We start from the raw sequence: 13232 nt of genomic DNA, 5'->3' as shown, positions 1-13232 counted from the left end.
GCCTCCCGCCACCCTGCGGTCGGCGTTCCCGGAGGGGCTCGGCCACAATGGCGGCATGGACGACGCGAGCACCCCGCCACCCCTGGAGCAGGCACTCCACTCCGCCCGCGCCCTGGTCCTGGCCGACCTGGCCGCGCGCGACGTGGCCGACTCGGCCGTCGTCTCACTGGTCGAGGACGCGGTCACCCATCGCCGCTGGTGGGTGGAGCAGTGGCCGGAGGGCACCCCGTATGTCGCCGGTCTCGTCGCCCAGGACGTCCAGGACGCGCTGTTGGAGCGGTACGGCCGGTGGCCGCTGTGCCCCGTGTGCGACGCGGGCGACCCCCACGCCCTGGACGTGGAGCCGGAGCTGGGGCCCGATCCGCACTGGGTGTGCGGGCAGGCCGGGGTCGTCGTGGCGCCGGTGGGCGGCCTGGGATGACGGTCTACATCGATCCGCCGACCTGGCCGGGCCACGGCCGGATGTGGTCGCACCTGATCAGCGATGTTTCCTTCGAGGAACTGCACTCCTTCGCCGCTTCCATCGGCTGCCCGCCCAGGGCTTTCCACCGCGACCACTACGACCTGCCCGTGGACCGCTACCCGGACGCGGTCACGGCCGGGGCGGTGGAGGTGTCCAGCCGCGATGTGGTGAGGCTGCTGACGAAGGCGGGGCTGCGGAGGCGGAAGGGGCGCGGCGGAATGATGTGACCGGGGGGCGAAGAGCACCTCGTACGTGGGCGCCAGCGCACCCACGCCTGGCCGACGCCCGAGGGCGAAGACGGAGAGGCCCAGCACATGGACGGCGGGGGGTGTGCGCCGGCGATGCGGGCCTGCGGGCTGCTGCTGGTACCGGTCGATGGTGGGGTCAGGCATGACAGCCAGGAGCACACCCGACTTTTCGATCATTCCCCCGCGGTGGATTTCGCGAGCTCCGCCAACTCGGCGGTGAGATTGGTGCGGGCGTGCGGCTCCCACCGGCTCCTGCCGTACGGCGTGCGGAACAGCTGCGGCAGGTCGAGCAGTTGCCGTAGCACGGCGGCGCGGCCGGCGCGGAACACATCGTCCGGGACAAACCCGTACTCCTCGCGTACGGCGGAGGAGTAGGCGGCGTACTCCTCCGGGCCGGAGGCGAGCACCGCGAGGTCGGCGTCGCACAGCACCGCGCCGTTGGCGTCGCCCTCCGCGGCGGCATGGGTGACCGTCAGCCGCACCAGCCGGGCCACCTCGGCGGTTGCCTCGGGGCTCACTCCGGCCTCCGGCAGGGCCCGTTCGGCCAGCCTGGCGGAGCGCTCCTCGTTCTCGGAACGCTCGGGGTGGTAGACGGCGTCGTGGAACCACGCGGCCAGTCGCACCAGTTGGGGGTCCTGGGCGTACGGGGCGAGGGTGTCCACCCGGTCCAGGACGGCGACGAGATGCTCGGTGGTGTGGTACCTGCGCTGCGGCTCGCCCCAGCGGTCCAGCAGATTGTCCGCGTACGGCGTCGGATCGGGCTCCGCCGCCCCACCGCGCGCGGCGACGAGCGCCCGCGCCCAGCGGCGCCGGAGGTCCCGGGGGGTGGTGGCGGTCATGGGGTGACTCTAGCGAGTGCTGCGCGGGCGCTGCCCGGGCAGGCGATACGAGCCGTGGCGGCAGACGGGCCTTGGGCCTGTAGTAGGGACGTCGGACCCCGATGTGCGGGATGCGTATTGCCTGCCGCTGCCGCTGCCGCTGCCGCTGCCGCCGAGGTCGAGGAAGACATGACGGCAGTCGACCGCAGCAGCGCGCCCGCCCCGAGGTCTCCGGGGCGGGCGCGTTCTTCGGCGAACGGGGAGATGACGGCCGTCGTGGGGACGCGGGCCTCAGCTTCGCGCGCCGGAGGCTGGGGAGAAGCCGCGCAGGCGGAGGGAGTTGGCGACCACGAAGACCGAGGAGAACGCCATCGCCGCCCCCGCGATCATCGGGGTGAGGAGGCCCGCCGCGGCGAGCGGCAGGGCGGCGACGTTGTACGCGAAGGCCCAGAAGAGGTTGCCCTTGATGGTGGCCAGGGTCCGGCGGGAGAGGCGGATGGCGTCGGCTGCCGCGCGGAGGTCGCCGCGGACGAGGGTGAGGTCGCCCGCCTCCATCGCAGCGTCCGTGCCCGTGCCCATGGCGAGCCCCAGGTCCGCGGTCGCCAGCGCCGCCGCGTCGTTGACGCCGTCGCCCGCCATCGCGACCGTACGGCCCTCGCTCTGCAACCGCCGGACGACGGCGGCCTTGTCCTCGGGCAGCACCTCGGCGATGACGTCCTCCGCGTCGATGCCGACCGCCGCCGCGACGGTCTCGGCGACCGCCTTGTTGTCGCCGGTCAGCAGGATCGGCCGGAGCCCCAGCGCGCGCAGCCGGGCGACCGCGTCCGCGCTGCTGTCCTTCACGGAGTCCGCCACCTCCAGCACGGCGCGCGCCTCGCCGTCCCAGGCCACGCAGATCGCCGTGCTGCCGGCGGCCTCCGCGGCGGAGGCGGCCCGCACGAGCTCCTCCGGAAGCCGGATGGCCCAGTCGGCGAGCAGGCTTTCACGGCCGGCGAGGACGGCATGGCCGTCGACGACGCCCTGGACGCCGCGGCCGGGGACGTTGGCGAAGTCCTCCACCGCAGGCAACCCGCCCGTGCGCCGCATCGCCGCCGCCGCGATCGCGCGGGCGACGGGGTGCTCTGAGGCGTGCTCCAGAGCCCCCGCCAGTCGCAGGGTCTCCATCTCGTCCACGCCGTCGGCCGGGTGGACGGCGAGCAGAGCCATCGTGCCGGTGGTGACGGTGCCGGTCTTGTCGAGGACGATCGTGTCGGCCCTGCGGGTGTTCTCCAGGACCTCCGGGCCCTTGATCAGAATGCCGAGCTGCGCGCCGCGGCCCGTGCCGACCATCAGGGCGGTGGGCGTGGCCAGCCCCAGGGCGCACGGGCAGGCGATGATCAGCACGGCCACGGCAGCGGTGAACGCGGCCGCGGCGTCGCCGGTCGCCAGCAGCCAGCCGGTGAGCGTCGCGAGCGAGAGCAGCAGCACGGCCGGGACGAACACGGCGGAGATCCGGTCGGCGAGGCGCTGGGCAGCGGCCTTGCCGTTCTGGGCGTCCTCGACGAGCTTCGCCATCCGGGCGAGCTGGGTGTCCGCCCCGACGCGGGTGGCGCGGACGACGAGTCGGCCCCCGGCGTTGAGGGTCGCTCCGGTGACGGGGTCTCCGGCGACGACCTCCACGGGGACGGACTCGCCGGTGAGCATCGAGGCGTCGACCGCCGACGCCCCCTCGACGACCGTTCCGTCGGTGGCGATCTTCTCGCCGGGGCGTACCAGGAAGAGGTCGCCGACGCGCACATCGGCGGCGGGAACGGTCTGTTCCCGGCCGTCGTCGCGCAGCACCGTGACCTCCTTGGCCCCGAGTTCCATCAGCGCCCGCAGCGCCGCGCCGGCCTTCCGCTTGGAGCGTGCCTCGGCATAGCGCCCGGCGAGCACGAACGCGGTGACTCCGGCGGCGGCCTCCAGATAGATGTGCCCGCCGGTGACCAGGCTCCATACGGACCATGCGTAGGCGGCCGAGGTGCCGAGCGAGATCAGCGTGTCCATCGTCGCGGCGCGATGGCGGAGGTTGGTCCAGGCGGCGCGGTGGAAGGGCGCGCCCGCGTAGCCGACGACCGGTGTGGCGAGGACGAGTGAGACCGGCTGCCAGTACGGGAACTGGAGGGCGGGGACCATCGACAGCGCGATCACGGGGACGGAGAGCACGACGGCGAGGACCAGCCGACGGCGCAGATCGGTGAGCCCGTCGTCCCCCTCTCGGCCGTCGTGGTCGCCGTCCGCAGCCGCCCCCGTCGGCGGCTGCGCCGTGTACCCCGTCGCCTCGACCGCTGCGATCAGGTCGTTCACGGAGACGTCCGCGCCGCTGTGGAAGTGCACCTGCGCCTTCTCGGTGGCGTAGTTGACCGTCGCTTCCACGCCGTCGATGCGGTTCAGCTTCCTCTCTATGCGGGCGGCGCAGGAGGCGCAGGTCATGCCGCCGATGGTGAATTCGGTCCGAGGCATGGTCCCTCCCGATGTGTGTACCCCTAGGGGGTATGGCTCTCTGTCTTCAGGTATACCCCCCAGTGGTATATGGCGCAAGTCGCGATCCATGCGGTCGTCCGCCGTGTCGGCTGCTGCCGGACCTCGGGCGCATTAGGGTGGTGCATTGGACTAGACCTGTTTGGTCTTCTGGAGGAATGGGGTGCCATGAGCAACCGTGCGGTCCTGGAGGTGATCGCTCTCGACGCGGAGGACGCGGTCGCCGCGCAGGCGGGAGGGGCGGACCGGCTTGAGCTGGTCACCGATATGGCGGCGGACGGACTGACGCCGTCCCGGGAGACGTTCTCGCGCATCCGCGCGGCCGTCGACATCCCGCTGCGCGTGATGCTCCGGCTGCACGACGGTTTCGCCGCGGGCGGCCCGCAGGGGCTTCAGGCACTGGTCCGGGCCGCCGAGGAGCTCCGCGGGGAGGGTGCGGAGGAGTTCGTCCTCGGCTTCCTTGAGGAGGACGGCCAGCCGGACCTGACCGCGGTGGAGCGCTTGACCGCGGCGGTCGAGGGCTGCCGGTGGACCTTCCACCGAGCGATCGACCACGCGGCGGACCGGGACGCCCTGCGCAAACGGCTCGCCGACACCCCGTGGCTCGACACCTATCTGACCGCGGGCGCGCCGGAAGGCGTCGACGCGGGGCTGCCCACGCTGCTCGCGGAGGCCGCGCGGCGGGGCGAGCCCGGATACGAGCCGCAGATCCTCGTGGGCGGCGGCCTCCGGCTGGAGCATGTGCCCGCGCTTCGCGCCGCGGGCGTCGACGCCTTCCACATCGGCGGCGCGGCGCGGCCGGACGGCTGGTCGTCGGGTGTCGCCCCGGCGGCGGTCGCGGACTGGCGTCGGGCGCTGGACGGCTAGCGAACGCAGGCAGGCCGGACTTTGGCCGGGAGCCCGGCGCCGAGCGTGTCCGGGTTCCCGGCAAAGAGATGTCGGCGCCACGGCGCTGGTCCAGGAGCCCGGCCTGAGCCACCGCTTCCGCTTCGGGTCGGCCGTCGAGGGCGCCGACCACCCGGACCCGTTCCCCGCGCAGAACGGCTGGGCGACGGAGTCTAGACGTCGTACGTCAGGTCGAACGCAGGGGAGGCCGGCACTGCTTGACACGTGAGGACGTACCCCCTGGCCACGTCACGCTCATCGAGCGCCATCTGCCGTCGGTGGTGTACGTCTCCGCTGTGCAGGCGCGCTCGGCAGGCTCCACAGACCCCCGATTCGCAACTGAACGGCGGCTGCAGGCCGGCTTGCCGGGCGGCCTGGAGAAAGGTCTGCCGTGCCGACACGGCCAGAGTGGTGCGGTGCCCATCGAGGGTCACAGAGCCTGTGGAATCCACGCCGGCCGCATCAATCGCATGGGGCGTCGCGTAGCCGTAGCTCTCGCTGTGGATTCGGGAGCCCGGGACGTCGAGCATGCCGAGCGCACGGGAGAGGTCATCGTTCATGGAAGCCGGTCCGCAGATCCAGTAGTGCACATCTTGCGCGACAGGAGGCGTTTCAGAGAAAAGCGACTTCAGTGCGCCGAGATCTATTCGTCCTTTTCTCCATGAGACCGCTCCGTCAAGAAAGCGCGGAGACGAGAGAATGTGGCGCACGGTGCAGCGGTTGGCGTGTCGGCGGTGCAGTCTCTGTGCTTCTTCGTAGAAGAGGATCCGCTGTCTGTCAGTGTTGCCAAGGATCAGGTGCGCATACGAGAAAGGTTCATCGCGCAGCACCGTCCGCGCCATGGCGTAGAGCGGGGTTATACCGCTGCCGGCCCCGAAGAAGTAGTGCGTGCGCCGGCCCTGCGGTGCAGGCCGCAGTACGAATTCGCCGTAGGGCCTGGTCACATCGACGCGGTCACCCGTTTGAAGGCGGTCAACGAGATGGTTCGACACCATGCCATTCCGAACGCGTTTGACAGTCACCCTCAACGACTCGCCCGGAGGGTTTGTGATCGAATAACTCCGTCGGTATTCTCGCCCCTTCAGGCGGATAGAAATCGTCACATGCTGCCCGGCCTTCCAGGTGAACTCCGCGCCGAGGGCCGGTGGAATGTCGAACTCAATTGATTTGGCTTCGCCGCCGATCTCAGGACGGGCATCGGCGACTGTCAACCTGTGCAAAGTCAGCGACATTGATGGGGTTCTCCCGCCGTGTAATGGGTCGCGTCGTGGACCGACTCTCGCGTTCTCCGTCGACGGCCCCGCAGATGGCAGCGCTTGTGCGGCGCATGGCATCTGTTTGACTACTTGAGGAAGCTAAGAACCACGCGTTGATGGTTGACCACGGGGCTTTCCCCCTGAGCCGCTGGGCCGACCTCGAAAAAGGGGCTGGTCATCGACTTCTGTTGCTGCTCACACACATAGTTGTCTTCGGCGACGAAGTTGCCGCTGGCCAGCGGATCGTCGCGACCTTCTGCTTCTTTTCTGCCTACTTTTGCCTTCTGGCCTTCGGATCGGCCTCGAGTTGACGGCCATTCGCTCCAGAGTGAGTTCCAGGTCGATTTCGACACACGCTTGGTGCGACTCTCGACGCGGGTGAGATCAGGGGCGAGCGGCGTGATGATGTAGGTCGACCATTCGGAATCACTTGTCGCGAATCCGATTCCCGGGAACAGCATGGGAACCCAGACACCGTGATCGCCGGAGCCACCTCGCCCGCCATTGTCGTGGCGGTCTCCATCCATGGCGACCAAAGGTTCCCAGAACGCATAGTGCGAACCATGCCATCCGTATTCCGCCTTCGCGTGGTCATACATGTCAAGCGTTGCCGAGTGCAGATGTGAAAGATGGTAGACATCCACGTAGTTCTCAACGATGATTTTCCAGTTGGCCTTCACCTCCATTGATGTCCGCTGAGCGGGGATCTCGGTCAGCTCCGCGGGCTGCACTGGTCCCAGGTGTGGATCCACGGCGCCGAACCATTCCGCCAGAGACGGAGACCGCCCCGGAGGGTCCGGATGGACGAACAGCATTCCTCGCCAAATGTCGACGGATGCCGCCTTCAACCCCAGCTGTGACTTGTCGATGCCGGACGGATACTCTCGCTCGGCGTTCGGAACTGCGATGAGGCAGCCCTCGAGGTCGTATGTCCAGTCGTGGTAGGGGCATGTGACGGCCCGCTGCGCCTTTCCGGTAGCACGGAGAAGCTGGGTGCCTCGGTGGCGGCAGATGTTGTGAAAAGCGCGCAAGCGGTGATCGCGGCCCATCACGATGAGGATGTTGTTCGCGCCGGCTTGGACGGAAACATACTGCCCCGGCTCCGATATATCCTCCGCAAACCCTGCGTAACGCCATAGACGAGAGAAGATGCGGTCCTGTTCGCGGTGGTACCACTCCCATGACGTGTACGCATCGACCGGCAATTCGTGATACATCCGGCTCATTGTGGGGACCTTTCGCTTTTGATCGCCTAAATCGCCCCGGGAGGGCACTGTGCGGCAGCTTCCCTGATTTGCCTGGAAATGATGTGCGGGGGGGGGGCGTTTCTTCACAGGCTCGCGGTCATACGTAATTGCCAAGGGCGGGGAACGCGTCAGCGCCGACCATCAAGACGCCAAAAGCTGCGAACAGAATGACGATCAGCCAGAAGAGGAAAGCGTCTTCGTGGCGGTTTACTTCTGCGACGAGAAAAGCTCTGCCTGTCCGCAAGGACGGTGCTATCCACCATATGAAGAGCAAGCCCCAGAGAAATTGGTAGCCGAGCCAGGTCGTCACGGCGAGCGCTGCGAACGCCGCGTAGTTGACGGCCCGTGATCCGACCGGCAGCCGCCGGCCTGTGCCGCCGGAGGCGTCCGGTGAGCTGGGATACGCCATGCGTCCATCTCCTGTCGACGGTAAACAGCGCGCTGGGTGCTGCGCGCTGAGCCGCACGGTATCCACGCACAGAGTTGATTGTCAATGTTGACAATCAACCGGGGTGTGGAGCCTTCGCGGCTGCCGGTCTTGGTGGGCTGGCCTGTGCCGAGTGAGCGTCGTGGACGGCTTTCTCAGCCCCGGCGTCCCGGCCTGCGACCGGTCCGGGGGCCGTAGCCGGGAGCTCCCCGCAATCCGCCGACCGTTTAACTCGTCGTCGGCGCCGCTGCCGCGCGTCGGCGCCGTCGGCGGACGGCTGCCCGGCAGTCACGGTCACAGTCGCTGCGGGGACGGGAGTCGCCCGGCGCGAGGGTGCCGTCGGGCGTGCCGCGGTCATCGTGGCAGCCCCTTAGAATGCGGTTATGCCGCGACCGAGCATGCGAGCGCAGCGCTCCCAGGAGATTCTTGCAGCGTACGTCAGATGCGTTGCGCGATTTGGCCTGGAAGGCGCCACCCAAGAGCGCATCGCCGACGAGGCGGGAGTCAAGCGCCCCCTTTTGCGGCATTACCTGGGAAACCGTGAGCAGATGATCGAGTCGCTGACTCGCTACGTAGCAGATCGTTTCACGCAAGAAACACGAGAGCTCGAGATCGCACTCGGTGCAACGGGTGCACCAGCGGATCTGATCGACAAGCTTTTCCTGTCCGCACGGGCGAGTGACGCCGATCTTTTCCTCGCATATCAGGCGCTGGTGTCCGCGGCGGACTCCCATCCGGGCATGCGCGAGCCGCTCGTGGAGTGCTTCGAGCAGTTCCTCCGTGCTGTCGAGCGCATTCTCCGCCGGCACCGCCCTCATGCCTCAGCCTCAAGAATCCGCGCTGCTTCCCATGGAATCGCCGCAGCGTATATGGCTGTCGACGGGTTCGCGCCGCTGAATCCACCCGGGCAATGGCGGGAGGATCTGAAGGCGGCGGCCGTCATGCTCATATCGATCGTCGATGAAGATCAGCCCGCTATCGAGGCCCCCTGAGGCAGCTGCGCCCCGGGACTGTCACCGAGCAGCAGCGCTCACGGACACGCCTGCGCGGGCACCGGCCCCTGGGCGACGACGCCCCTCGGGCGCCCTCCGGGCCGCGGCCTCACACCAGCCCGGCGAGCCGTCAGCCGAAGCGCTGTCCACGGCGCGGGCACCGGTCGAACGCGGCGTCGCACGGCTGAGGTCCCTCCCTTGCCGATCGGCAGGCTACGGGGTGGTCGACTTGCACAATTGGGGCGGCAGCGCCGCGGAGTGCAGCACCGTCAGCCCCGACACCGCGCGGGTCAGCGCCACATACAGACGGCGCAGCCCGGTGCGTTCATCCGGTTCGGCCGCGACGATGGCAGCCGGGTCGTCAAGGACCACATGGTCGTACTCCAGGCCCTTTGCCAGCGACGCGGGCACCAGGGTCAGCCGGCAGTCGGGCGTGGTCTCGTCGCCGGGAGCGAGATGCACCAGGCCCGCGCCGGCGAGGGCCTCGGCCAGCGCCGGTACGCGGGCGTCCGCGGCGATCAGGCCGATGGAGCCCTGGTGGCGCAGCGACTCGGTGCACGCGGCGACCACGTCCGCGTCGCCGTCCGCCGGGCGGACGTCCAGGGAGCCGGGCGACTCGCGCACCGAGCGGACCTCGGCCAGGCCCGGCGACATGTGGGGCAGCAGCCGCGAGGCGTAGGCGATCACCTCGCGCGGCACGCGGAAGCCCGCCGTCAGCTCCTCGACTGCCGCCTCCGGCTTGCCGAGATGTGCCAGCGCCTCCGCCCAACTGCGCGTCGCCCAGGGGGTGGTGCCCTGCGCCAGGTCGCCCAGGACCGTCGCGGAGCCCGTGGTGCAGCGGCGGCCCACCGCCCGGTACTGCATCGGGGACAGGTCCTGTGCCTCGTCCAGGACCACATGGCCCAGCGACGGCGTACGCGACACCAGATCCGCGGCCTCGTCGACCAGCACCGCGTCGGCGGCCGACCACCGTGCCGACCGCACGCTCCGCGGCGGCTTCGCCCACAGGATCGCCGCCTGCTCCTCGGGATCCAGCACGCCGTCCGCGTGCACGGCGAGGAAGGCGGGGTCCGACAGCAGCCGCAGCACCAGCTTCGCCGGATCGACCGGCGGCCACACCTCCTTGACCGCCGCCTTCACCGCCGCGTTGCGCGCCACCGCGTCCTGCACCCGGTCGTCCGGGGCTTCGCCCGCCTGCTCCATGCGCACCAGCACCGCGTGGGCGATGCGCTGCGGCAGTGCGTCGCGGGCGGCCCCGTACCGGATGTCGCGGTCCAGCAACTCGGTCACGATCTGCTGGAGTTCATATGCCGGAACGCGCCACCGCCGGGACCCGCGCACCACCACCACCGGCTCCGCCGGGACGGTGACATAAGACCGGACCGCCCGCCGCAGCACCTCCGCCATCCGCGCATCGCCCTTGACCACGCCCGCCGGCGCGGTGTCCGTCCCGCGCACCTCCACATGCGTCCCGACCAGTTCGTCGACGGTCGCCTGCCGGACCTCAAGCTCGCCCAGGGCGGGCAGGACCTGCTCGATGTAGTGGAGGAAGGAGCGGTTCGGGCCGATCACCAGCGTGCCGGTGCGGGCCAGCCGCTCCCGGTGCGCATACAGCAGATACGCCACCCGGTGCAGTCCCACAGCCGTCTTCCCGGTGCCGGGGCCGCCCTGCACGCACACCGTGCCCGCGAGACCCGACCGTACGATCTCGTCCTGCTCGGGCTGGATCGTCGCCACGATGTCCCGCATGGGGCCGACACGCGGCCGCTCGATCTCCGCCTGGAGCAGCCGACTCGTGCGCTCCTGCTCGTCCGGGTCGGTCAGATGCTCGTCCTCGTACGCGGTGAGGTCGCCGCCCGTGTAGCCGAACCGCCGCCGCAGCCCGATGTGCATCGGGTCCTTCCGCGACGCACGGTAGAACGGCCGGGAGACCGGCGCACGCCAGTCGACCACCATCGGATCGCCGTCCGCGTCGTGCACATGACGGCGTCCGACGTAGAAGCGCTGGCCCTCCTGCGCCGTCTCCAGATAGTCGAGACGGCCGAAGAACAGGGGGGTGTGCCTCAGATCCGCGAGCGCCGCGACGCGTGCCTCGATCTGCTTCTGAAGCACCGCCGCGTTGACCCAGTTCGCGGTGACGTCTCGGATGTCCATCGCCTCGACGTCCTCGCGCATGGTGCGCAACGCGGTGCGTGATGCGGCAAGATGGGCGCGCTCAAGGGCCAGGGAGTCTGTTGTGGGCGTGGCGGACACGGCGACGGCCTTTCGGGGGGAGGTACGGGACGTACGGTCACATCGAAAAGCCGCCGGTTTCCGTCCGGACGGCGGCGCTCCCCGGGGCCGAAGCGGGCGGCCGTGGGCGCGGGCAAGAGCGGCGATTCTAGTCAGCGGGCGACACACGGGCGACTGGTTTTCCCCGACCCGAGGACGCCCGACGCCCCGTCCCGGCTGCCCCGGCCGCCGGCATGACCCTGAGGGCCGGGGCCTCCTCCCCGTAGGGGATGCCGTATGCCTGGAGTTGTACGCCCCGCCCGCCGCGGTTCAGTCCGCAGAGCGATGTGGCCGCGGCGGCCGGAAACCATCATGGAGACATGAACGAAACCACCGCAGCCGCCCCCGCTGCCCCCGCCGCCCACCGTCCGATGGACAGCGCCCTGCGCGCCGTGAAGGTCTTCGCCGCCGCCGTGTTCAGCGTCGCCGTCCTCGGCGAGTACGCCGAGGAAGCGGGCGTACGGAGGCGCTGACCCCCCGTCAGCCGGCCAGCAGGTCGTCCGCGTCCGCGATCCGGTACGCGTACCCCTGCTCCGCCAGGAACCGCTGCCGGTGAGCCGCGAAGTCCTGGTCGATCGTGTCCCTGGCCACCACCGAGTAGAAGTGCGCCATGTGGCCGTCCGCCTTGGGGCGCAGCACCCGGCCCAGCCGCTGGGCCTCCTCCTGGCGCGAGCCGAACGTGCCCGACACCTGGATGGCGACCGTCGCCTCCGGCAGGTCGATCGAGAAGTTCGCCACCTTCGACACCACCAGCACCGAGATCTCGCCCTCCCGGAACGCGTCGAACAGCTTCTCCCGCTGCGCGTTCGACGTCTCGCCCTTGATCACCGGCGCGTCGAGGTGCTCGCCCAGCTCGTCCAGCTGGTCGATGTACTGGCCGATCACCAGCGTCTGCTCGCCCCGGTGCCGCTCCACCAGCGCCTGAGTCACCTTCCGCTTGGTGTCGGTGGTGGCACAGAAGCGGTACTTCTCCTCAGGTTCGGCCGTCGCATACGCCAGCCGCTCCGAGTCGGTCAGATTCACCCGGACCTCGACGCAGTTCGCCGGGGCGATATAGCCCTGCGCCTCGATCTCCTTCCACGGGGCGTCGAACCGCTTCGGCCCGATCAGCGAGAAGACGTCCGACTCCCGGCCGTCCTCCCGGACCAGCGTCGCCGTCAGACCGAGCCGCCGCCGCGCCTGCAGATCGGCGGTGAACTTGAAGACCGGCGCGGGCAGCAGATGCACCTCGTCGTAGACGATCAGGCCCCAGTCGCGGGAGTCGAACAGCTCCAGATGGGGGTAGATCCCCTTCCGCTTGGTGGTGAGCACCTGGTACGTGGCGATGGTGACCGGGCGGATCTCCTTCTTCGTACCGCTGTACTCGCCGATCTCGTCCTCCGAGAGCGACGTCCGCCGCACCAGCTCGTGCTTCCACTGGCGGGCCGAGACGGTGTTGGTGACCAGGATCAGCGTCGTCGCCTTGGCCTGCGCCATCGCCCCCGCGCCGACGAGCGTCTTGCCCGCGCCGCAGGGCAGCACCACGACCCCGGAGCCGCCGTGCCAGAAGCCCTCGACGGCCTGCTTCTGGTACGGGCGCAGCGCCCAGCCCGCCTCCTCCAGCTCGATGCGGTGCGCCTCGCCGTCCACATACCCGGCGTGGTCCTCGGCCGGCCAGCCCAGCTTCAGCAGAGTCTGCTTGATCTGGCCGCGCTCCGAGGGGTGCACCACGACCGTGTCCGGATCGATCCGGGCCCCGACCAGCGGCTGGATCTTCTTCGACCGGAGGACCTCCTCCAGCACCGGCCGGTCGGTCGTGTTCAGCACCAGCCCGTGCGCCGGGTGCTTGACCAGCGTCAGCCGCCCGTAGCGGGCCATCGTCTCGGCGACGTCCACCAGCAGGGCGTGCGGCACGGGGTAGCGCGAGAACTCCACGAGCGCGTCGACGACCTGCTCGGCGTCGTGCCCCGCGGCCCGGGCGTTCCACAGGCCGAGCGGCGTCACCCGGTAGGTGTGGATGTGCTCCGGCGCGCGCTCCAGCTCCGCGAAGGGCGCGATGGCGCGACGGCAGGCGTCGGCCTGCTCGTGGTCGACTTCGAGGAGGAGCGTTTTGTCGCTCTGGACGATCAGCGGACCATTCAACGTGG

12 protein-coding genes are annotated in these 13232 nt (G+C 69.8%); 5 read left to right on the top strand and 7 right to left on the bottom strand.

The genetic code is table 11. The features are described 5' to 3' along the window. Positions 1-55: 55 nt before the first annotated feature. Both QCN29_RS12845 and QCN29_RS12840 read left to right on the top strand, forming a co-directional pair. Positions 56-421, top strand: coding sequence for a hypothetical protein (locus QCN29_RS12845; protein ID WP_279927989.1), 366 nt, complete (start codon positions 56-58; stop codon positions 419-421). Beyond that, positions 418-690, top strand: coding sequence for a DUF4031 domain-containing protein (locus tag QCN29_RS12840; RefSeq protein ID WP_279927988.1), 273 nt, complete (start codon positions 418-420; stop codon positions 688-690). Before QCN29_RS12845 ends, QCN29_RS12840 begins: the two co-directional genes overlap by 4 nt. 194 nt (positions 691-884) lie before the next feature. Here QCN29_RS12840 and QCN29_RS12835 read toward each other — a convergent pair whose 3' ends face one another. Together QCN29_RS12835 and QCN29_RS12830 are read right to left on the bottom strand one after the other, a co-directional pair. Continuing rightward, the gene (locus QCN29_RS12835) at positions 885-1550 is read right to left on the bottom strand and encodes an HD domain-containing protein (RefSeq protein WP_279927987.1); all 666 of its coding nucleotides are present in this window, start codon (positions 1548-1550) and stop codon (positions 885-887) included. 270 nt (positions 1551-1820) lie between these two features. Continuing rightward, on the bottom strand, positions 1821-4010 hold the full coding sequence (locus tag QCN29_RS12830; RefSeq protein WP_279927986.1) for a heavy metal translocating P-type ATPase: 2190 nt from the start codon (positions 4008-4010) through the stop codon (positions 1821-1823). Positions 4011-4196: 186 nt separating this feature from the next. Between QCN29_RS12830 and QCN29_RS12825 the strand changes: the two genes are divergently transcribed. After that, a complete protein-coding gene (locus tag QCN29_RS12825; RefSeq protein WP_240138184.1) occupies positions 4197-4895 on the top strand; it encodes a copper homeostasis protein CutC in 699 nt (232 codons plus the stop codon). A gap of 191 nt (positions 4896-5086) precedes the next feature. Here the strand turns inward: QCN29_RS12825 and QCN29_RS12820 are convergent, their stop codons facing one another. The 3 genes from QCN29_RS12820 to QCN29_RS12810 all read right to left on the bottom strand — a co-directional run bounded on the left by QCN29_RS12820 (position 5087) and on the right by QCN29_RS12810 (position 7825). Continuing rightward, a complete protein-coding gene (locus tag QCN29_RS12820) occupies positions 5087-6145 on the bottom strand; it encodes a ferredoxin--NADP reductase (RefSeq protein ID WP_279927985.1) in 1059 nt (352 codons plus the stop codon). Between the two features lie 110 nt (positions 6146-6255). Beyond that, entirely contained in the window at positions 6256-7386 is a 1131-nt protein-coding gene (locus QCN29_RS12815) for an aromatic ring-hydroxylating oxygenase subunit alpha (protein WP_279927984.1), read from the bottom strand. Positions 7387-7513: 127 nt separating this feature from the next. Beyond that, positions 7514-7825, bottom strand: a complete 312-nt coding sequence (locus QCN29_RS12810; RefSeq protein WP_279927983.1) for a hypothetical protein — start codon at positions 7823-7825, stop codon at positions 7514-7516. A 401-nt stretch (positions 7826-8226) separates the two neighbouring features. Between QCN29_RS12810 and QCN29_RS12805 the strand changes: the two genes are divergently transcribed. Continuing rightward, positions 8227-8835 carry a TetR/AcrR family transcriptional regulator gene (locus tag QCN29_RS12805; protein WP_279927981.1) on the top strand — a complete coding sequence of 203 codons (609 nt, stop codon included), beginning with the start codon at positions 8227-8229 and terminating at the stop codon, positions 8833-8835. A gap of 213 nt (positions 8836-9048) precedes the next feature. Here the strand turns inward: QCN29_RS12805 and QCN29_RS12800 are convergent, their stop codons facing one another. Further along, entirely contained in the window at positions 9049-11010 is a 1962-nt protein-coding gene (locus tag QCN29_RS12800; RefSeq protein ID WP_279928107.1) for a HelD family protein, read from the bottom strand. Between the two features lie 416 nt (positions 11011-11426). Between QCN29_RS12800 and QCN29_RS12795 the strand changes: the two genes are divergently transcribed. Beyond that, positions 11427-11579, top strand: coding sequence for a hypothetical protein (locus QCN29_RS12795; protein ID WP_240138179.1), 153 nt, complete (start codon positions 11427-11429; stop codon positions 11577-11579). 7 nt (positions 11580-11586) lie between these two features. Here the strand turns inward: QCN29_RS12795 and QCN29_RS12790 are convergent, their stop codons facing one another. Continuing rightward, positions 11587-13227 (bottom strand): DNA repair helicase XPB, encoded by a 1641-nt coding sequence (locus QCN29_RS12790; RefSeq protein ID WP_279927980.1) that lies wholly within the window; start codon positions 13225-13227, stop codon positions 11587-11589. Between the last annotated feature and the right edge of the window lie 5 nt (positions 13228-13232).

This window comes from Streptomyces chengmaiensis (assembly GCF_029846775.1).
Classification (GTDB): Bacteria; Actinomycetota; Actinomycetes; order Streptomycetales; family Streptomycetaceae; genus Streptomyces; species Streptomyces chengmaiensis.
Note: the sequence above shows the minus strand (reverse complement) of the source record. Positions and strands in the feature narration are given on the sequence as shown.